Raw genomic sequence first — 19,132 nt, forward strand, 5'->3', positions numbered from 1 at the left:
CGGGCCGTCCTCACCGGACGGCCCGCCCATTCACTCACACTGTGGAGCTAAGGAGAATTGAACTCCTGACCTCCTGCATGCCATGCAGGCGCTCTACCAACTGAGCTATAGCCCCAGGTCTTGCTCCGCCCGGTCCCCCGGCGGCATCGCCTACATTACACGGACCCCACGGCCGTCTGCCAAATCGGTTTCCTTATGCCGTCGCGAAGGAATAGAAGCGCTTCAGGGTGCAGTGCTCGTCGAGGAGCCGTCCGTAGATCGGCTCCCCTTCGAGCTCCCTGTATGTCTCGATCGGGTCGCCCTTGATGATGAGCGCCCGGGCGCACTCCACACACCAGTACTGGTAGTCGGGGTTGAGCGGTTCCATGTCGCGCACGATCGGCGTCCCGCTGCCACACCAGTCGCACTTCCGGCTGTGTGCTCCCAATCTCACTCAGCTCCAGCTGTGGCCGCAGGCCGTACACACGTAGGAAACACCGCCGTTGTCACCAAGACCTTGGGATCCCCCTCCGGCCGCCGATTCTGCCATGGGAGGGCGCCCAGGTCAGCGGAGATACCTCACACGTATCACCAGACCAACAATCGCTCCGCACAGCGCCGCGCCCGCCAGCGCCAGACAGCTCACCCACAGGGCGTCCGCGGAGGCGTCCACGCCCGACCCGTGGCCCAGGAAGACCGCGCCGAAAACGGCGACGCCGCTCAGCAGGCCGAGTTGAGCGGATGTCACCAGCACCCCGCTGGCGTCCGCCGCGTCCTGCGGCCGAACGGTCGCCAACGTCCGGGTCAGCACGGGGCTGTAGGCGAAGGCGAGGCCCATCCCGACGCCCACCAGGGCGACGAACAGCCAGGCGCCGCCGTCGGACCCGTCGCGCAGCGCCAGCCCGACGCCGACGAACGAGACGGCCGCCAGCACGAATCCGGCCGGTACGGTGACGGGCTGCCAGCGCGACGGAAAGCGCTGCCAGTTGAGGCCGACGAGGCCGAACGCCACAGCGGTGGGCGCGAAGGTACAGCCGGCCCGCAGGGCGCTGTAGCCGAGCCCACCCTGCACATGCAGCGTCATCACGAACAGAAAGCCCCCGTTGGCCGCCATTCCCAGCACGATCCGCACGATCGCCAGCGGCATGCCCGGCGCCCCCGCCACCCGCGGCGAGATCAGCGGCGCCCCGCCACGGCCGGCCAGCCGGGCCTCGTACGCCGCGAAGGCCGCCGCCAGGACCGCGCTCAGGCCCAGCATGACCCAGCCCCACAGCGGCCAGCCACGCTCCTGGCCGAGCACCAACGGCACGGTGAACAGCAGCACCGCCGCCGCGAGCAGCAGCAGACCGGTCAGATCCAGGGTTCCGGACCGCCCCGCCGCCGCGCCACCGCCCGCGCCCGCGCCCGCACCACCGCTCCCCGCACCACCGCCCGCGCCCGCCGCCGGGCGCTCCTCGGCGCCGTCCAGCCAGCGCGGTCCCAGGACCAGCAGCGCAAGGCCGATCGGCACATTCACCAGGAAGACCGGGCGCCAGCCGGTCCCGAACAGATCCGCCTGCACCAGCGCCCCGCCCAGGACCTGCCCGACGGCCGCGCCGGAGGCCAGCACCGCCGAATAGGCGCCGAGCGCACGGGCCCGCGAAGCGCCCGTGAAGGTGCGCTGGATGAGGCTGAGCACCTGCGGCAGCATCACCGCCGCGCCCGCGCCCTGGATGAACCGGAAGGCGATCAGCGCCCCCGTGCCGGGGGCCAGCCCGCACGCCAGCGAGGCGGCGGTGAAGACCGTGAGCCCGGCGAGGAACGCCTGCCGGTGGCCGATCAGGGCGCCCAGCCGTGCGCCGGTGATCAGCAGCACGGCGTACGAGATCGTGTAGCCCGCGACGACCAGCTGCAGCCCGGCGCCCGAGGCGTGCAGATCGGTGCTGAGGGCCGGTGCGGCGACGTTGACGATGAAGACGTCGAGGACCGCCATGAGCTGCCCGACCAGGACGATCGTGAGCAGCCGGGCGGGCCCCGGCGCCCTGCGCCGGGGCCGGTTGTCAGTGGCATCGCTTTTACTGGATCCACCGGTGTCGTCCAGCGCGCCGGGCGGCACCGAAGTGGTCGGGGTGGTGTGTGTCATGGGTCGAGCCTGGAGCCGGGCCGGTACGGGTAACGAGAGCCCGCCGATGCTGGTACTGGCAGCACCTGGCAGCCATCCGCCGCGGCGGGGACCATGGCACGATGACAGCGAACACCCGCCGCCGACGGCCGGAGCTGGCCGCCTTCCTGCGCATCCGCCGCGCCCGGGTGACGCCCGCCGATGTGGGCATGGCCCCGGGTCTGCGCCGCCGCACGCCGGGGCTGCGCCGGGAGGAGGTCGCCCAGCTCTCAGGGGTCGGCGTGACCTGGTACACCTGGCTGGAGCAGGGCCGCCCGATCAACGCCAGCGCGCAGGTGCTGGACGCGGTGGCCCGCACCCTGCGCCTGGACCAGGCCGAGCGCGAGCACCTGTACCACCTCGCCGAGGTGCCGTACGTCCCCGACCTGGCGGACGAGGCGCAGACAGTCCGCCCCGAGGTGCAGGGCATCATCGACGCGATCGATCCGCTCCCGGCGGTGGTCTACAACGCCCGGTACGACCTGCTGGCGCTGAACGACACGTACAAGACCCTTTTCCCGTCGCTCGCGATAGCCCCCCGCACCGAGCGGAACGCGCTGTGGCAGCTGTTCTCCCACCCCGGCTGCTGCTCCATGTTCATCAACCGGGCCAATGAACTGCCGCTCATGGTGGCGACGCTGCGCGGCGCATACGGCCGCCATGTGGGCGAGCCCGCCTGGGAGGACTTCATCAACCGTCTGCTGGGCCTCAGCAAGGAATTCGCCCGGATGTGGCACAGCGGGGATGTCGCCCCACCGGGCTCCCGGATCAAACTCGTACGGCACGCCTCGGTCGGCGATCTGCGGCTGATCTCGACCTCGCTGGTGATCCAGGGGGCTCCGGAGAGCCGCGTCGTGGTCTACACGCCGAGCGACGAGCAGAGCCGGGCGTTGCTCGACCGGCTGCGCACGATGGACGACCTGCTCGTCGGCTGCCCCCGGCACGCCCGGCACGTCTCCGAGATCCTGGCGGAGCGGGCGGCGGCAGCGGAGATGGAGGCTGAGGCGGAAGCGGAAACGGAAACGAAAGATCCCGCCTCCCTGTGAGGGAAGCGGGATCGCCGTGGCCCAACTCCTGTGGAGCTAAGGAGAATTGAACTCCTGACCTCCTGCATGCCATGCAGGCGCTCTACCAACTGAGCTATAGCCCCGCTCTCCGTCGCGCCGAAGCGCTTCGAACGAGATGAAGCTTAGCCGGTGACCTGCCGGAAAAGGAAATCCGCCCAGTCGTCGGAAATCCGCTCAGTCGTCGTCGCCGAGCACCGGCTCCGGCAGCGACCCGGCGTTGTGCTCCATGAGCCGCCAGCCGCGCGCGCCCTCGCCCAGCACCGACCAGGAGCAGTTGGACAGCCCTCCAAGAGCTTCCCACGAATTCGGGTCGAGGCCGAGCAGCCGCCCGATGGTGGTGCGGATCGTGCCGCCGTGGCTGACCACGACGAGCGTGCCGCCGTCCGGCAGCTTGTCGGCGGCCTCCGCCACGACCGGCGCGGCCCGGTCGGCCACCTCGGTCTCCAGCTCGCCGCCGCCGCGCCGCACCGGCTCACCGCGCTTCCACGCCGCGTACTGCTCGCCGAACCGCGCGGTGATCTCCTCATGGGTGAGCCCCTGCCACTGCCCGGCGAAGCTCTCACGCAGCCCCGCGTCGTAGTTGACCTCCAGGCCCGTGACGGTGGCCAGCTCGGCGGCCGTCGCCTTCGCGCGGCTGAGGTCGGAGGCGACGATGGCGTGCGGCTTCAGCGCGGCCAGCAGCCGGGCCGAGCGGCGCGCCTGGACGACACCCGTCTCGGTCAGCTCGATATCCGTGGTCCCCTGAAAGCGGCGCTCGAGATTCCAGGCCGTCTGGCCGTGGCGCCACAGGACTATGCGGCGGCCACGGCCGCCCTGCGAGCCGTTCAGCGCAGCTCACCGTCCAGTCCGCCGAGCCCGACGTCGGCGGACTGTGCCTTCGCGTACTCCTCCCCCTTGCCGCGGGTGGCCTTGGCGTCGGCGGGCAGCTCCAGCTGCGGGCAGTCCTTCCACAGCCGCTCCAGGGCGTAGAAGACGCGCTCCTCGCTGTGCTGGACGTGGACCACGATGTCGACGTAGTCCAACAGCACCCAGCGGGCCTCGCGGTCGCCCTCGCGGCGCACCGGCTTGGCGCCCAGCTCCTTGTTCAGCCGCTCCTCGATCTCGTCGACGATCGACTTGACCTGGCGGTCGTTGGGAGCCGAGGCGAGCAGGAAGGCGTCGGTGATCGAGAGCACATCGCTGACGTCGTACGCGATGATGTCGTGCGCGAGCTTGTCGGCGGCCGCCTGGGCGGCGGCGTTGATGAGCTCGATGGAGCGGTCAGTGGCGGTCACAGGCAAGGCTTTCAGTCGGTGGGACGTGATACCCCAAGCGTCTCACGCCCCACCGTCACCCTGTCCGGCTATCTCGCCCCCGGTCAGCTCTTCGGCTTGTAGTCCGGGCCGAGGAGGACCGTGATGTCCGCGTTCGAGGCGACCTTGCCCTTCTTCGCCGCGGCGGTGGCAAGACCCAGCGTCTTGGCGACCTCCTTGGCCTGGGCGGCCTGCTTCGCGTCCGCGTACAGCACCTGCGAGGCCGCCTGCGGAGTGCCGCCCTGCTCGGCGGCGCCGACGACCGTAAAGCCGCCGTTGACCAGGGTGACCTGGGCCTCGTTGGCAGCGCCCCGCACCGAGCCCGCGTTCTTCACGCTGACCCGCGAGGCCGCCTCCTGGTCGGTGTTCTTGACCGCGCCGCCGAGGATGGTCTTGACCACCTTGTCGGTGGACTCCTCGCTGAGCGTGCCGTCCGGCTGGACCGGCAGCATGGTCGTGTCGTACGAACCGCCCTTGGCCTGCTCGGCCAGCCGGGCCAGCGATGCGCCGAGCGCCTTCTCGCTCAGCGACGGGTCCGGGATCTGGGCCAGCGACTCCACGGTGTTCGTGGCGCCGTCCTCATCGCTGGAGATCTTCTTCAGCGCCGCGTGCATGACCTGCCCGAAGCGCGCGAGCTGCTTGGTCTGCGTCTCACCCTGCCCGCGGTAGGTGGCGTACGCGACGGCGGCCTCGCCGCCCAGATCGCGCTGTTTGCCCCGCTCGACCAGCGGGTCGTCGCCCTTCGCGGCGCCCGGGACGGTGGCGTCGGCGTCGAGGGTGATGCCGCCGACCAGCTCGACCAGGTTCTCCAGATACGGGGTGTCCAGCCGCCAGGTGCCCTGGATCTTCGAGCCGAGCAGCGTGTTCAGGGACTCACGGGTGGCGTCGGAGCCCTCGTCGACCACCGACTTGCCCAGGGTGGTCGGGCCGCCGTCCTCGGCGGACAGGGCGAGCGCGTTCGGCAGCAGGACGGTGGTGCCCCGCTTGGTGGTCTCGTTGTCGACCAGCAGCGCGGTGGAGGTGCGCCCGCCCTTGGTCTCACGCAGATTGACCACGATCACATCGCGCTTCTGCGGTCCCCCGGCGGCGGCGGTGCCCTGCTCGTCGTCGGACAGGCCCGGCAGCTTGCCCGCGTACCAGAGGTAACCGACCCCGCCCACCGCGGCCAGGACCATGACCACCACCAGCGCCACCAGGCGGTTGCGGCCCTTGCGCTTGCGCTCGTCGCGCCGCTCGCTGCGGGTCTCGGCGAACTTGAGCCAGTCGATGACGTCTTCGGAGTCCTCGTCCGGCTCCTCGACGAAGGAGAACTGCTCGGTGTGGTACGCCTCGCCGTCGGACTGCTCGGCGGACTTCCCGGCGGGCTGCTGCGCGGACCCCTTGCCGGGTTGCCCATCGGGCTGCCGGTCGGCCTGTCTGCTGGTACGGGCGTCAGCCCGGGAGGGAGCCTGCTCACGCTCGGCGGGGCCGGGCTCCTGGTACGCGTCGCCCGGCGCCTGGGCCGGCGCCTGGGCCGGGGCCGCCGGGTCGCGCTGCGGGGGGACGTTCGGGCGCCCGCCGGGGGCGTAGGGCGTCTCGTAGGGGGCCGCGCCGTAGGGGGTGCCCTGCGAGGTGTCGTACGGGGCGTAGGGGGCACCGCCCAGCGGTAGCTGGGGGACGTAGCCCTGTGGCTGCTGTGGGTCCTGCTGGTGGGGGTACTGCTGCTGTCCGGCGTACGGGTCGTACTGCGGCTGTGCCTGCCCCTGCCCGTAAGGCTGCTGCGTCTGCTGCGCGTACGGGTCGTAGCCGTAACCTTCCTGCGGCGGCTGCTGCTGCGGCTGCCCCTGCGCATACGGGTCGTAGCCCTGCTGCGCGTCCTGCTGCGCGTCCTGCGGCTGGTACACCGGCTGGCCATAGGCGTCGTAGCCGTAGATCTGCGGGTCCTGGGGATAGGAATCCCGCGCGTACGGGTCGTACGGGTCCTGTCGGTCGTTCACCGGTGCCCCTTCAGCAGTCGTGCCGGTACAACTCGCGCTTGTCGATGTAGCGCACCACGCCGTCCGGCACCAGATACCAGACCGGCTCGCCGTGTGCGACCCGCGCGCGGCAGTCCGAGGAGGAGATCGCCAGCGCCGGCACCTCGACCAGCGACACCCCGCCCTCCGGCAGCCCCGGATCGGCCAGTATGTGGCCGGGTCTGGTCACCCCGATGAAGTGCGCGAGCGAGAACAGCTCCTCGGCGTCCCGCCAGGTGAGGATCTGGGCCAGCGCGTCCGCGCCGGTGATGAAGAACAAGTCCGCGTCACTGTTCAACGCGCGCAGATCGCGCAGCGTGTCCGTGGTGTACGTGGCGCCGCCCCGGTCGATGTCGATACGGCTGACCGAGAACTGGGGGTTCGAGGCCGTCGCGATCACCGTCATCAGATAGCGGTCCTCGGCCGGGGACACCTTCTTGTGGCTCTTCTGCCACGGCTCCCCGGTCGGTACGAACACCACTTCGTCGAGGTGGAACTGCGAGGCGACCTCACTGGCGGCGACCAGGTGGCCGTGGTGGATGGGATCGAACGTCCCACCCATCACCCCGAGCCGCCGCTTGGCGTGGCCCATCTGCTCTCCCATGCGAGCAGACCCTACTGGGCCCGGCCGGGCGCCGGGACCCATGGGGACTGTGACCTCGGTCAGCGGTCCCGGTTGAAGCGGGTGGTGACCCACAGCAGCAGGAGGAGGATCACCAGGGCCCCGCCGCCGGTCATGTAGGGGCTGATGCTCGGATGGTTGTCGACGTGCTCGCCCTCGGCGGCGAGGGTCGTCAGGGTGGCGTGCGCGGTGCTGAGAGCGGTCATCGCAGGCAGAACCTATCCGGATCGAGGCGGGCAAGTGCGTCCGCCACATCGTATGCGAGCCGGATCTCAGTCCTGCTTGTACCCGCGCAACAGGAACCAGGCCAGCAGCACGGCGCCCACGATGCCCACCACCAGGACGATGCGCAGCAGCGCGCCCGGCCCTCCGTCGTGCTTGGAGGTGGCGGCGAGCGCTTCTGTGAGACCAGTCATGTCGGGCATGCCTCCACGCTAACCCTCCCCCGGCCGAAGGCCCGCACCAGGCCCTAGGCTGGGAACAGCACGGACCAGCAGTCCAGCGAGGGGGCCAGATGAGCGACAGCAACACGCCTGGGGCCGGGAACGGCGCGGGCGGCGGACAGGAGCGGGTGCCGGGTCGTGACCGGCGGCGGTTCCCGGGCATCTCCTCGCGTGCGTACGAGCATCCGGCGGACCGGTCCGCGCTGGTCGCGCTGCGCAAGCTGACCGGCTTCGACACGATCTTCAGGGCGCTGAGCGGGCTGCTGCCCGAGCGGAGCCTGCGGCTGCTGTATCTGTCCGATTCGGTGCGGGTGAGCGACCGGCAGTTCGCGTACCTCCACGACATGCTCCGGGACGCCTGCTACATCCTGGACCTGGACAAGGTCCCCGCGATGTACGTCACACAGGACCCGCGGCCGAACGCGATGTGCATCGGCATGGACGAGCCGATCATCGTGCTCACCACCGGCCTGGTCGAGCTGCTGGACGAGGAGGAGATGCGGGCGGTCGTCGGCCACGAGGTGGGCCACGCGTTGTCCGGGCACTCCGTCTACCGCACGATCCTGCTGTTCCTGACCAATCTGGCGATGAAGGTCGCCTGGATACCGCTCGGCAATGTCGCGGTGATGGCCGTGGTGACGGCGCTGCGCGAGTGGTTCCGCAAGTCGGAGCTGTCGGCGGACCGGGCCGGGCTGCTGGTGGGGCAGGACCTGAAGGCGTCGATGCGCGGGCTGATGAAGCTCGCGGGCGGCCACCATCTGCACGAGATGAATGTGGACGCCTTCCTGGAGCAGGCGGAGGAGTACGAGGCCGGCGGCGATCTGCGGGACTCCGTGCTCAAGATCCTGAACATGCTGCCGCGCAGCCATCCGTTCACCACCGTGCGCGCCGCCGAGCTGAAGAAGTGGGCCGCCGGGCGCGACTACCAGCGGATCATGGACGGTCACTACGCGCGGCGCGACGAGGACAAGAACACCTCGGTCAGCGACTCCTTCAGGGAGTCGGCGAACCACTACGCGGAGTCGGTGCGCGGCAGCAAGGACCCGCTGATGGCGTTCGTACGGGATGTGGCGGGCGGTGCGGGGGACCTCGGCAGCAAGCTGCGCGAGAAGTTCACCGGCACCGGGGGCGCCTCGGCCGCCAAGGAGCCGCCCAAGGACGGCCCGGGCGGCTCGGGTGGCTCGGGCGGTCCGGGCGGTCCGGGCGGCTCGGGTGGCGACACCCCGCCCAAGGACGGTCCTGAGCCGGACCTTCCGTAACCGTCAGCGTCAGCGTCAGGAAGCGGAACCCGGCAGATGCGGCAGGGCTCCCGGGGACAGGACACCGCACAGGGAGGCCGTGGAGCGGCCTGAGCTGTACGGGTCCGTACCGGGCGGTGCGTCGCCCTTGGCGCTCTGCCCGGCCAGCAGCGGCCGCAGATACCCGGCGGCGTTCGCGGCGCATGCCTGCGGGCCCGCCAGCACGGAGCTGACCACCACCTCCAGGTGGTGGTCGCGCAGATCGTCACGGTCGAAGCGGAACCGCGTCTCGCGCCGCACCGTGAACAGCGAGGCGTGGTCGGTGCCGCCCTCATGGGGCCGCTTGACGGCATAGACGAAGGTGTGGTCGGCGGTGACCTCCAGCGTCGATGCGCTCCGCTCGGTGGCCGTCAGGGTGCCGTGCACCCGTACCGCCGGGGCGGCCAGCGCCGCCTCGGCCGGGTTGAAGCGGGTCAGCCAGCCGGTGGCCGCGTACCGCCCGTCGTCGGCCGGGTGCTCGAGGCTGTGGTCGAACTGGTCGAGCTGGTCCGGGTCGAGCAGCAGCCGTACGGACCGCGCCTCGCCACCGGTGAGCACGGCCGGGTCGAGGGCCGACTTGACGATGTATTCCTTGGCCGTGGTGAGCGCGCCCATCACCTGGCTCTCGGAGAAGCTGTGAGTGCGCCGCACACCGGGCAGGGTGACGCCCGCGGCGCCGGTGGCGAACGCCGCGGCCGGGCTGTTCTCGAACAGGGCCGCGGGCTCCCCGCCGGGCACCTGGCCGCGCGGCGCGAGCGGCACCACGCTGCTGCGCAGCGGCTCGACGGCCTGCGGCGGGGGGCTCTGGTACGGGTGACGCACACCCAGATAGACGGCGGCGGCGAAGGCGAAGGCAATCAGCAGCACCAGAATGACGGCCTGGCGCGAGGCACCCGCCCGCGCCCAGGCGTGCCGGCTGCGCACCGCTCTGGCGTGTTCCCCCATGCGCTCCTGGGCCGAGAATTCCTGGAGCCGGGCAGCGCGAACGAACGACTCGTCGAAAACGACGGAGCGATACTCGTCGTCACCGCCTCCCGGGACGCCCTCGGGTGTCCCCTCAGGAGGGTTTCCACGCCCGGTCATATCTCAAGAGTAGGTCGCGAGGGGCGCCGGTAAACGCGGTGATACTCCACAACTTCCGCTTACGGCGAGCGCGGCACGGTCGTCGCGGCGCCGGTCGGCTCGTCCGTGGCGGCGGCCCCAGCGGACTCATAGGACGAGGCCGGCTCCGACGGCTCCGACGGCTCCGACGGCTCCGACGGCACGGAGCCCGGGCGGTCGGCGGGTGTGGCGTCGACGCCGCTTGTGGCGGGCGGCGGCGACGGGTCCTGGCGGTTTCCGGAGGCGCCGCGGTAGACGGCCGTGAAGGCCAGCGCGACGACCCCTATGCCCATCAGAATCGCCAGCAGCCAGGCCACCGGGCGGTGCCAGCGGGCGTGGCCGCGGTAGGGGCGCCCGGCGCTGCCGTATCGGCCGTACGGGCCATAGGGGTCGTAGCCGTCCCGGCCGTGGCCGAATCCGTCGGCCTGGTCGCTGTCGGGGTCGGCGGCCTCGTCGTCGTATGCGCCATATCCGAACTCGGCGTCGCCGTCGGGGCCGTAACCGTCCTCGTAGAGCTCGTCCTCGGGAGAGACGCCGGCCGAGCGGCGGCGGGACGCCTCGGCGTCGGCGCGGGCCTGGGCGGCGGCCAGCATCCGCTCGATGGCGGTGGGTTCGTGAATCGCGGCGGATCGTACGAAGTCCTCGTCGAAGACCACGGCGGCGAACTCGTCGTTCGCTTCCCCGTGGCTGCGGTCTTCGGGCTCGTCACCGTCCGGGAACGGCTTGCCTCCCACATCGTCCGGCACCCATTCAGAGTAGACCGGACGGGTCAATTTGGGCAGGGTGAAATGCTATTCGGGGGAACAGGCACCTGGAGCGGAGCGGCGGAAGTCCACCCGACCGGAGTACCCCCCGAATGCCCGCGGCGTCCCCCGATCGGGGGACGCCACATGGGGGATGCGACGCGGATGCCGCAGCGGGGAATCCCGCTCAGCGGATGTGGCCGTCGCCGGTGACGATGTACTTGGTCGAGGTCAGCTCGGGCAGGCCCATCGGGCCGCGGGCGTGCAGCTTCTGCGTGGAGATGCCGATCTCGGCGCCGAAGCCGAACTGGCCGCCGTCCGTGAACCGGGTGGAGGCGTTCACCGCGACCGTCGTCGAGTCCACCAACTGGGTGAAGCGGCGGGCGGCCATCTGGGAGGTGGTGACGATCGCCTCGGTGTGACCGGAGGACCACAGCCGGATGTGGGCCACCGCGGCGTCCAGGGAGTCCACGACCGCCGCCGCGATGTCGTACGAGAGGTACTCGGTCTCCCAGTCCTCCACCACCGCCGGGACGACAGTGGTCTTGGAGCCCTCCAACTGCTCCGCGAGGGCCACCACCCGCTCGTCGCCGTGCACCGTCACCCCGGCCTCGGCCAGCGCGTCCAGCGCGCGCGGCAGGAACGCGGCCGCGATGTCCTGATGGACCAACAGGGTTTCGGCGGCGTTGCACACACTGGGCCGCTGCGCCTTGGAGTTCACCAGGATCTCGACCGCCATGTCGAGATCGGCCTGCGCGTCCACGTACACATGGCAGTTGCCGGTGCCGGTCTCGATGACCGGGACCGTCGACTGCTCGACGACCGTACGGATCAGCGATGCGCCACCGCGCGGGATCAGCACGTCCACCAGACCGCGGGCGCGCATCAACTCGGCCACCGACTCCCGGCTCTCGCCCGGCACCAACTGCACGGCGTCCGCGGGCAGTCCGGCCCCGCCGACGGCATCGCGCAGGACCTTCACCAGCGCGGTGTTGGAGTGGTACGCGGAGGACGAGCCGCGCAGCAGCACGGCGTTGCCCGATTTCAGGCACAGCGCGGCCGCGTCCACCGTGACGTTGGGCCGGGCCTCGTAGATGATTCCGACGACGCCGAGCGGCACCCGCACCTGGCGCAGATCGATCCCGTTGGGCAGGGTCGAGCCGCGCACCACCTCGCCGACCGGGTCGGGCAGCGCCACCACGTCGCGCACGTCCGAGGCGATGGCCCGCACCCGCTCGGGGGTGAGGGTGAGCCGGTCGATGATCGCCTGGCTCGTGCCCGCCTCGCGCGCCCGCGCCACGTCCACCGCGTTGGCCTCGACGATCTCCTTGGTCCGCACCTCGAGCGCGTCTGCCATCGCGAGCAGCGCGTCGTCCTTGGCCGCGCGCGGCAGCGGGGCGAGGTCGGTGGCCGCCACCCGGGCCCGGTAGGCGGTCTGGAGGACCGGGGACTTCGGCCAGGGGTCGGTGAGGGGCGAGGTGGGTGCGCTGGTCATGGAGTGAAGCCTACTGAGGGCTCGGCCGTATGCCGTCCGCCGTTCCGCTTTTCGAGACGGAATTCTCACGACGGGAACGGCCGAGCCGTATAGCAGGACACATCGGGCCACATAGGGGCCCTGCCGGTCCCTGCCAGTCCCTGTCGGCCCCTGTCAGTCCCTGTCGGCCCCTGTCAGTGCCCGTCAGTCCCTGTCAGTACGGGTGCACCCCTACCGACGCGGCCGGCGGCGGGCCGTACCCCTCCGCGATGCGCTGATGGTAGGTCTCGCGGTCGATGACCTCGAGGCCGACGATCTCCCAAGGCGGCAGCTTGGCCGTGGACCGGTGCTCGCCCCACAGCCGCAGGGCGACCGCCGCCGCGTCATGCAGGTCCCGGGCCTCTTCCCAGTAGCGGATCTCGGCGTGATCGTTGGCATAGCGGCTGGTCAGCAGGAACGGATGGTCATGCGCCAGCCGCTCGAGCGCCTGCCGGACGTCCCGCAGCGGGGCCTCCGCACCCGAGAGACTGAGGGTGACGTGCCACATCCGGGTGGCCTCACTGGGCACGCCCGGCGCATCCGCCACGTCCACCGCGCCGGGTGCCTCGCCCACCCCCGCGCCCATGGTCCCGACACTGGTCAGGGTGCGCCCCGCCGCTTCTTTGGGCAGCGCCGCCCCTTTGGACAGCGCCCCCGTTTTGGGCAGCGCCCCCGAGCGCCCTCGTCTCACCGGCGGCCTCCTGTTGCTCGCTGCTCCGCTCACGCACCGGCCGGAGCCGGTGTTGTGCTGCGGTTACCCACGGTTCGGTGTACGGGCCCACTGCCGGTGCGGCCCCGTGCAACAAAGTTGACCAGTCCGCGGGAGGCCGCGTGGCGATTTTCCGGAAGCTCTCCGTTGAATGAACGGACTTGTCGGATTTTCTCTCCCCTGAGTGACGTCCGTCACGCGTGCATCATGTGTGCAGCACGACCAGGTCGTCCCGGTGCACGACCTCGCGCTCGTACGCCGGGCCCAGCTCGCGGGCCAGCTCGCGCGTCGACCGCCCGATCAGCCGGGGGATCTCCTTGGCGTCGAAGTTGACCAGCCCACGGGCGACGGCCCGCCCCTCGGTGTCGCGCAGCTCGACCGGGTCCCCCGCGGTGAACTCGCCCTCCACGGCGGCGATACCGGCCGGCAGCAGCGAGGTACGGCGCTCCACCACGGCCCGCACCGCCCCGTCGTCCAGGATGAGCGCCCCGCGCGGCGCGGAGGCGTGCGCCAGCCACAGCAGCCGGTCGGCGGAGCGGCGGCCGGTGCGGTGGAAGAACGTGCCGGTGGGGCGGCCCAGCAGGGCGTCACCGGCCCGGCTGGCGGAGGTCAGCACCACCGGGACACCGGCCGCGGCCGCGATCCGGGCCGCCTCGACCTTGGTGACCATGCCGCCGGTGCCCACCCCGGAGCGGCCCGCACTGCCGATCGAGACGCCGTCCAGGTCCTTGGGTCCGGTGACCTCGGCGATCCGGGAGGTGCCGGGGGTGCGGGGATCCCCGTCGTAGAGGCCGTCCACATCGGAGAGCAGCACCAGCAGATCGGCCCGCACCAGATGCGCGACCAGGGCCGCGAGCCGGTCGTTGTCGCCGAACCGGATCTCGTCCGTGGCCACCGTGTCGTTCTCGTTGACGACCGGCACGGCCCCCATGGCCAGCAGCTGGTCCAGGGTGCGGGTGGCGTTGCGGTAGTGGGCGCGGCGGCTGGTGTCGTCGGTGGTCAGCAGCACCTGGCCGACCCGGCGCCCGTAGCGCGCGAAGGAGGCCGTGTAGCGGGCCACCAGCAGGCCCTGGCCGACGCTGGCGGCGGCCTGCTGGCGGGCGAGGTCGCGCGGGCGCCGCTCGAGCCCCAGCGGCGCCAGGCCCGCGGCGATGGCGCCGGAGGAGACCAGGACTATCTCCTTGCCCTCAGCGCCGCCGGGGCCACCTGGGCCGCCCGGGCCGTCTGCGAATTTGGCGAGGACGTCCACCAGCGCGTCGACCCGGTCGGCGTCCAGCCCTCCCGCCGCGGTGGTGAGGGAGGACGAACCGACCTTGACCACGATCCTGCGGGCCGCGACCACCTCGTCCCGTACCGCCGCCGACCCGTCCTGCTCGCTCACACCGCTCCCCTGCTCGTCCCCTGGTCGTGCGCGCCCTGAAGAGCGCTTCTTTCTACACACTCATCATGACAAGCGCGCAATGTACGTCAGCCCGGCCGCCGGATGCCCGCGTATATCAGCCCCTGGACGCGCCGCTGTTTCAGCCCCTGGACGCGCCGCCCCGACGAACACCCGACGAACCTCTGAAAGAAGGCCCCGACGGCCGTCCACGGGTCGCTTTCCGGCCGCCTGTGAGTTGCCCGGCAGTCGCCTCAAAGCCGTCCGGCGGTCGCCTGAGCGGCCTCGGGAGGCTCCTTTGGACCCGATTCGAGATGGTTGGCGCGGGCGCGGATTGTCACCGGGCCGGGCGGCGGCATACGGTCAGGGGTCCCCCCATACAGTTCCCTCGTCCTCCTGCCAGGAGCTCAACCCGTGCCCTCTGCCGGAATCGCCCCCCGCCGGGCCGTACAGCTGGCTGCGCTGCTCGCGATGCTGGTGTTCTTCACCACACAGCTCGTCGGCGCCGTGCTCCCGAACGTGCCCCTTCTGATCGCCGCCTCGGCGGGTGGCCTCGCGCTCGATCTCTATCTGCAGCACAAGCAACCTGGACTGCTGTCGCTGCTGGGCAAGGTCCGCCTCGACGTCACGGTGCGCCAGCTGTTCCGGGACATGCTCATCCTGGTGGGACTGCTGCGCATAGACGGCATCGACCCGCTGAACGAGCAGGCGCCGCTGACGGCCGGGCTGCTGCTGTTCTATGTGACGCACTTCGCCTGCCAGGCCGTGGCCATACTGGTCCGCCGCACCCGCCAGTTGCCGTTCGTCACCCGCAACATCGACGCGTCGGCGCTGCGGCTGAGCGACGCCCCGCCGCGGCTGTTCGCCCGCCAGCACGCCCGCCGGCTGGTCCGCCTGTCGATCCCGGTCACCGCGGGTCTGCTGATCACCGCGGGCACCAAGACTGCCGTTTGGGGCATGGTCGGCGTGGCCGTCGGTCTGCTGATCGCGGTCGCGGGCACCGTCCACCTGGGCACCTGGCTGCTGCCGCGCAAGCGGATGGCCGGTGAGGCCAAGGCGCTGGAGTGGCTGGACAAGTGGCTGGCGGAGTACCAGCCGACGGTCGGCATGTACTTCTCCGGCGGCACCACCTCCGCGTACCAGGCGAACATGTGGCTCTCCACGCTCGCCGCGCTCGACGGCAACCCGATCATCGTGCTCCGCGAGCGCTTCATGGTGCAGAAGATCGACGCGACGGACGTGCCGATCGTGTGCCTGCCCAAGGTCGCGCACCTGATGCGGCTCGAGCACTCCACGCTCAAGGTGCTGCTCCACCCGGCGAACTCCGGCAAGACCTCGCAGGTCCTGCGCATCCCGTCGATCAAGCACGCCTTCATCAACCACGGCGAGAGCGACAAGCTCTCCAGCTGCAACCCGTACGCCAAGGCGTACGACGAGGTGTGGGTCGCGGGCCCGGCGGCGCGTGAGCGCTACCAGCTCGCCGACATCGGCGTCGAGGACAAGGACGTGGCCGAGGTCGGCCGCCCGCAGCTGGCCCCGATCCGCCCCTACGCGGCCGCGGCCACCGGCGCGCTCGGCGGCGCCGGCGGGGAGGACTTCACCACCGTGCTGTACGCGCCCACCTGGGAGGGCTGGGACGGCAACCCGGGCAACACCTCGGTCATCCTCGCGGGTGAGAACATCGTCCGCGAAGTGCTGGCCGACCCCAAGGTGCGCCTCCTGTACAAGCCGCACCCGATGACCGGTTCGGTCGACCCGCGCGCGGGCCGCGCCAACGAGCGCATCATGGCGATGATCGCCGAGGCCAACACCAAGCGGAGCGGCGACCGGCCCGGCCCGGAGGCCGCCGCCGAACTGGCCCGTCGCACCGACGAGCTCAACCGCCTCACCAGCACCGCCTTCCGCCCCAGCGCGGACGAGATCGAGCGTATGAAGCTCCAGGGCGCCCCGGACAAGGACCGCGCCGCGGTCGTCACGGCGGCCACCACGGCCTGGGAGAACGCCTACTGGGCGTCGATGCCGGTGTGGGAGCACCAGATCGTCACCGGCCCCCGGCCGGCCATCTTCGCCTGCTTCAACCAGTCGGACCTGCTGATCAGCGATGTCTCGAGCGTGGTCTCGGACTACCTGACCAGCGAGAAGCCGTACGCGGTGGCGAACACCAGCGGGCTGTCCGAGGCAGAGTTCAAGGCGGGCTTCCCGACGGTGCGCGCCGCGACCGTCCTCACCCCGAAGGCGAAGGGCCTGACCACGCTCCTCGAAGCGGTCCGCGACCCGGCGAAGGACACCAACGTGGCCGCGCGCGCGGAGCTGAAGGTCCATCTGCTGGGCCCGTCCGACCCGCCGTCGCTGGTGCGCTTCAACGCGGCCGCCCAGGCCCTGTGCGCCAAGGCCGACGCCCGCCGGGCCCGGATGGCCACCCGCCTGGCGGACGAGATCCCCGCGCAGCGCGAGGCCAGGGACGCCGCCGAGGAGGCGGAGCTGGAGCCGGGCTCGCCCGAGGCGGAGGAGACGGCGGCGGTCTGACCCCGCCACCGCACGCCGCTTGACGCGTAGCGAAGGGCCCCGGGAGAACGCTCGGTTCTCCCGGGGCCCTTCGCCGTACGCACCACCGTCCGTACGCGCCCGCCGTGGCGGGGCCTGTCGTACGCACCGCCGTAGCGGGCCCTCAGGCGCCGTTAGAAGGGCTTGAACGCGTCGTACTCGTGCTGGGCCTCGTCCCGCTCCGCATCGCGCTCACGGCGGCGCTGAGCGGCCGGGCGCGGTGCCTCGAAGCGGTGGTCCTCGCCGCGGCGGCCGAGCATCTCCGCACCGGCCGTGAGGGTCGGCTCCCAGTCGAAGACGACGGCGTCGTCCGCGGCGCCGATGACGACCTCGTCGCCCGCCCGCGCCCCGGCCTTCACCAGTGCCTCCTCGACGCCCAGCCGGGCCAGCCGGTCGGCGAGGTAGCCGACGGCCTCGTCGATGTTGAAGTCGGTCTGGCGGACCCAGCGCTCGGGCTTCTCGCCCACCACCCGGTAGAAGCCGTCCTCGGCGACGACCTTGAAGCCCGCGTCGTCCACGGCCTTCGGGCGGATGACGATACGGGTCGCCTCCTCCTTGGGCTTGGCGGCCCGCGCGTCCCCGACGATCTTCGCCAGGGCGAACGAGAGCTCCTTGAGGCCGTGCCGGGAGACCGCCGACACCTCGAAGACCTGGTAGCCGCGGGCCTCCAGGTCCGGCCGGATGATGTCGGAGAGGTCCTGGCCGTCGGGGACGTCGACCTTGTTGAGCGCGACCAGCCGCGGCCGGTTCTCGAGGCCGCCGTACTCCCTCAGCTCCGCCTCGATGACGTCGAGGTCGGTCAGCGGGTCGCGCTCGGACTCCAGCGCCGCCGTGTCCAGGACGTGGACGAGCACCGAGCAGCGCTCGACATGGCGCAGAAACTCCAGGCCCAGCCCCTTGCCCTGGCTGGCGCCCGGGATCAGGCCCGGCACATCGGCGATGGTGTAGACGGTCGAGCCGGCCGTCACCACGCCGAGGTTGGGCACCAGGGTGGTGAAGGGATAGTCGGCGATCTTCGGCTTGGCGGCCGAGAGCACCGAGATCAGCGAGGACTTGCCGGCGCTCGGATAGCCCACCAGCGCCACGTCCGCGACGGTCTTGAGCTCCAAGAGCACATCCCCGGCATGGCCCGGCTCGCCCAGCAGCGCGAAGCCGGGGGCCTTGCGGCGGGCCGAGGCCAGCGCGGCGTTGCCGAGGCCGCCGCGGCCGCCCTGGGCGGCGACGAAGGTGGTGCCCTCCCCGACCAGGTCGGCCAGGACGTTGCCCTGCGTGTCGAGGACGACGGTGCCGTCCGGGACGGGCAGGACCAGGTCCGTGCCGTCCTTGCCGGAGCGGTTGCCGCCCTCGCCCGGTTTGCCGTTGGTGGCCTTGCGGTGCGGGCTGTGGTGATAGTCGAGCAGCGTGGTGACCGACTGGTCGACGACCAGGATCACATCGCCGCCACGGCCGCCGTTGCCGCCGTCCGGGCCGCCGAGCGGCTTGAACTTCTCGCGATGCACGGAGGCGCAGCCGTGGCCTCCGTTACCCGCGGCGACGTGCAGCTCGACGCGGTCCACGAAGGTGGTCATGACGCTGTGCCTCCAAATTAGCTACGTACCGAACGTCTTACGTACGGAATGTCTTAGGCGTAACGCACCGAGGGCGGACCCTCTTCCCCGTCACGGGGAAAAGCGGTCCGCCCTCGGAAAGGTGTGTGGTGTCGCCCCGGGCTGATTACTCAGCGACCGGAACGATGTTCACAACCTTGCGGCCACGCGCGGTGCCGAACTGCACCGCACCGGCGGCCAGCGCGAACAGCGTGTCGTCGCCACCACGGCCGACGCCCGTGCCCGGGTGGAAGTGCGTGCCGCGCTGGCGGACCAGGATCTCACCCGCGTTGACGACCTGGCCGCCGAAGCGCTTGACGCCGAGCCGCTGGGCGTTGGAGTCGCGACCGTTCCGGGTGGACGATGCGCCCTTCTTGTGTGCCATCTCTCCTCAGTCCCTTACTTCGCAGCCGCGTCGATGCTGGTGACCTTCAGCGCGGTGTGCAGCTGACGGTGGCCGATCCGCTTGCGGTAGCCGGTCTTGTTCTTGTACTTCAGGATGTCGATCTTGGCGCCCTTGTGGTGGTCCACAACCTCGGCCCGCACCTTGACCCCGGCCAGCACCCACGGGTCGCTGGTCACGGCGTCGCCGTCGACAACGAGCAGAGTCGAGAGCTCGACAGTGTCGCCGACCTTGCTGCTGGACAGACGGTCGACCTCAATGACGTCGCCCACGGCCACCTTCTGCTGGCGGCCGCCGGTGCGCACGATTGCGTACACGCGGTTCTCACTCTCTCGCTAGTA

At 71.2% G+C, this 19,132-nt stretch carries 19 protein-coding genes and 2 tRNA genes; 3 read left to right on the forward strand and 18 right to left on the reverse strand.

The window, feature by feature from the left end; all coding sequences use genetic code 11:
* Positions 1–42: 42 nt before the first annotated feature.
* The 3 genes from ACWDSL_RS26500 to ACWDSL_RS26510 form a co-directional block, all read right to left on the reverse strand.
* Positions 43–115: transfer RNA gene (locus tag ACWDSL_RS26500), tRNA-Ala, on the reverse strand.
* Positions 116–193: 78 nt separating this feature from the next.
* Complete coding sequence (locus ACWDSL_RS26505) at positions 194–427, reverse strand: hypothetical protein (protein ID WP_065959277.1); 234 nt, start codon at positions 425–427, stop codon at positions 194–196.
* Positions 428–544: 117 nt separating this feature from the next.
* Complete coding sequence (locus tag ACWDSL_RS26510) at positions 545–2,101, reverse strand: MFS transporter (RefSeq protein WP_450489446.1); 1,557 nt, start codon at positions 2,099–2,101, stop codon at positions 545–547.
* Positions 2,102–2,202: 101 nt separating this feature from the next.
* On the opposite strand from ACWDSL_RS26510, the gene ACWDSL_RS26515 reads away from it, so the two are divergent.
* Positions 2,203–3,165, forward strand: a complete 963-nt coding sequence (locus ACWDSL_RS26515; RefSeq protein WP_450489448.1) for a helix-turn-helix transcriptional regulator — start codon at positions 2,203–2,205, stop codon at positions 3,163–3,165.
* A 31-nt stretch (positions 3,166–3,196) separates the two neighbouring features.
* Here ACWDSL_RS26515 and ACWDSL_RS26520 read toward each other — a convergent pair.
* The 7 genes from ACWDSL_RS26520 to ACWDSL_RS26550 all read right to left on the reverse strand — a co-directional run bounded on the left by ACWDSL_RS26520 (position 3,197) and on the right by ACWDSL_RS26550 (position 7,519).
* Positions 3,197–3,269 (reverse strand) — tRNA-Ala (locus tag ACWDSL_RS26520).
* Positions 3,270–3,360: 91 nt separating this feature from the next.
* Positions 3,361–4,014 carry a histidine phosphatase family protein gene (locus ACWDSL_RS26525; RefSeq protein WP_450489502.1) on the reverse strand — a complete coding sequence of 218 codons (654 nt, stop codon included), beginning with the start codon at positions 4,012–4,014 and terminating at the stop codon, positions 3,361–3,363.
* On the reverse strand, positions 4,011–4,460 hold the full coding sequence (gene rsfS, locus ACWDSL_RS26530; RefSeq protein WP_398529103.1) for a ribosome silencing factor: 450 nt from the start codon (positions 4,458–4,460) through the stop codon (positions 4,011–4,013). The genes ACWDSL_RS26525 and rsfS overlap by 4 nt, the downstream gene beginning before the upstream one ends.
* 83 nt (positions 4,461–4,543) lie before the next feature.
* The gene (locus ACWDSL_RS26535) at positions 4,544–6,454 is read right to left on the reverse strand and encodes an LCP family protein (protein WP_450489451.1); all 1,911 of its coding nucleotides are present in this window, start codon (positions 6,452–6,454) and stop codon (positions 4,544–4,546) included.
* Positions 6,455–6,464: 10 nt separating this feature from the next.
* Positions 6,465–7,118, reverse strand: coding sequence for a nicotinate-nucleotide adenylyltransferase (gene nadD / locus ACWDSL_RS26540; RefSeq protein ID WP_450489453.1), 654 nt, complete (start codon positions 7,116–7,118; stop codon positions 6,465–6,467).
* A gap of 17 nt (positions 7,119–7,135) precedes the next feature.
* On the reverse strand, positions 7,136–7,300 hold the full coding sequence (locus tag ACWDSL_RS26545; protein WP_450489455.1) for a hypothetical protein: 165 nt from the start codon (positions 7,298–7,300) through the stop codon (positions 7,136–7,138).
* Positions 7,301–7,366: 66 nt separating this feature from the next.
* On the reverse strand, positions 7,367–7,519 hold the full coding sequence (locus tag ACWDSL_RS26550) for a hypothetical protein (RefSeq protein ID WP_179285038.1): 153 nt from the start codon (positions 7,517–7,519) through the stop codon (positions 7,367–7,369).
* Positions 7,520–7,608: 89 nt separating this feature from the next.
* Here ACWDSL_RS26550 and ACWDSL_RS26555 point away from each other — a divergent pair, with 89 nt between their 5' ends.
* On the forward strand, positions 7,609–8,796 hold the full coding sequence (locus ACWDSL_RS26555; protein ID WP_450489457.1) for a M48 family metallopeptidase: 1,188 nt from the start codon (positions 7,609–7,611) through the stop codon (positions 8,794–8,796).
* Positions 8,797–8,811: 15 nt separating this feature from the next.
* Here ACWDSL_RS26555 and ACWDSL_RS26560 read toward each other — a convergent pair whose 3' ends face one another.
* The 5 genes from ACWDSL_RS26560 to proB form a co-directional block, all read right to left on the reverse strand.
* Complete coding sequence (locus tag ACWDSL_RS26560) at positions 8,812–9,897, reverse strand: SCO2583 family membrane protein (protein ID WP_450489459.1); 1,086 nt, start codon at positions 9,895–9,897, stop codon at positions 8,812–8,814.
* Positions 9,898–9,956: 59 nt separating this feature from the next.
* Positions 9,957–10,661, reverse strand: coding sequence for an SCO2584 family spore wall biosynthesis protein (locus ACWDSL_RS26565; RefSeq protein WP_450489461.1), 705 nt, complete (start codon positions 10,659–10,661; stop codon positions 9,957–9,959).
* A gap of 184 nt (positions 10,662–10,845) precedes the next feature.
* Positions 10,846–12,153: a glutamate-5-semialdehyde dehydrogenase gene (locus ACWDSL_RS26570; RefSeq protein ID WP_450489463.1), complete on the reverse strand. Its 1,308-nt coding sequence runs from the start codon at positions 12,151–12,153 to the stop codon at positions 10,846–10,848.
* Between the two features lie 193 nt (positions 12,154–12,346).
* Positions 12,347–12,862 carry a hypothetical protein gene (locus ACWDSL_RS26575; protein ID WP_450489465.1) on the reverse strand — a complete coding sequence of 172 codons (516 nt, stop codon included), beginning with the start codon at positions 12,860–12,862 and terminating at the stop codon, positions 12,347–12,349.
* Between the two features lie 223 nt (positions 12,863–13,085).
* Positions 13,086–14,261, reverse strand: a complete 1,176-nt coding sequence (proB, locus tag ACWDSL_RS26580; protein WP_450489467.1) for a glutamate 5-kinase — start codon at positions 14,259–14,261, stop codon at positions 13,086–13,088.
* 411 nt (positions 14,262–14,672) lie between these two features.
* Between proB and ACWDSL_RS26585 the strand changes: the two genes are divergently transcribed.
* The gene (locus ACWDSL_RS26585) at positions 14,673–16,784 is read left to right on the forward strand and encodes a hypothetical protein (RefSeq protein WP_450489469.1); all 2,112 of its coding nucleotides are present in this window, start codon (positions 14,673–14,675) and stop codon (positions 16,782–16,784) included.
* Between the two features lie 152 nt (positions 16,785–16,936).
* On the opposite strand, the gene obgE is transcribed toward ACWDSL_RS26585, so the two are convergent.
* The 3 genes from obgE to rplU form a co-directional block, all read right to left on the reverse strand.
* Complete coding sequence (gene obgE, locus ACWDSL_RS26590) at positions 16,937–18,370, reverse strand: GTPase ObgE (protein WP_450489470.1); 1,434 nt, start codon at positions 18,368–18,370, stop codon at positions 16,937–16,939.
* A gap of 145 nt (positions 18,371–18,515) precedes the next feature.
* On the reverse strand, positions 18,516–18,773 hold the full coding sequence (gene rpmA / locus ACWDSL_RS26595) for a 50S ribosomal protein L27 (RefSeq protein WP_014179696.1): 258 nt from the start codon (positions 18,771–18,773) through the stop codon (positions 18,516–18,518).
* 14 nt (positions 18,774–18,787) lie between these two features.
* A complete protein-coding gene (gene rplU / locus ACWDSL_RS26600; RefSeq protein WP_450489473.1) occupies positions 18,788–19,108 on the reverse strand; it encodes a 50S ribosomal protein L21 in 321 nt (106 codons plus the stop codon).
* Between the last annotated feature and the right edge of the window lie 24 nt (positions 19,109–19,132).

The organism is Streptomyces sp. NPDC000941 (assembly GCF_053599555.1).

Bases quoted from the DNA above. Each gene is read 5' to 3' on its own strand.
- rpmA (WP_014179696.1), bottom strand. From the start codon at position 18,773: ATGGCACACAAGAAGGGCGCATCGTCCACCCGGAACGGTCGCGACTCC.
- ACWDSL_RS26545 (WP_450489455.1), bottom strand. From the start codon at position 7,300: ATGACCGCTCTCAGCACCGCGCACGCCACCCTGACGACCCTCGCCGCC.
- ACWDSL_RS26555 (WP_450489457.1), top strand. From the start codon at position 7,609: ATGAGCGACAGCAACACGCCTGGGGCCGGGAACGGCGCGGGCGGCGGA.
- ACWDSL_RS26515 (WP_450489448.1), top strand. From the start codon at position 2,203: ATGACAGCGAACACCCGCCGCCGACGGCCGGAGCTGGCCGCCTTCCTG.
- ACWDSL_RS26550 (WP_179285038.1), bottom strand. From the start codon at position 7,519: ATGCCCGACATGACTGGTCTCACAGAAGCGCTCGCCGCCACCTCCAAG.
- obgE (WP_450489470.1), bottom strand. From the start codon at position 18,370: ATGACCACCTTCGTGGACCGCGTCGAGCTGCACGTCGCCGCGGGTAAC.
- nadD (WP_450489453.1), bottom strand. From the start codon at position 7,118: ATGGGTCCCGGCGCCCGGCCGGGCCCAGTAGGGTCTGCTCGCATGGGA.
- ACWDSL_RS26570 (WP_450489463.1), bottom strand. From the start codon at position 12,153: ATGACCAGCGCACCCACCTCGCCCCTCACCGACCCCTGGCCGAAGTCC.
- ACWDSL_RS26560 (WP_450489459.1), bottom strand. From the start codon at position 9,897: ATGACCGGGCGTGGAAACCCTCCTGAGGGGACACCCGAGGGCGTCCCG.
- ACWDSL_RS26510 (WP_450489446.1), bottom strand. From the start codon at position 2,101: ATGACACACACCACCCCGACCACTTCGGTGCCGCCCGGCGCGCTGGAC.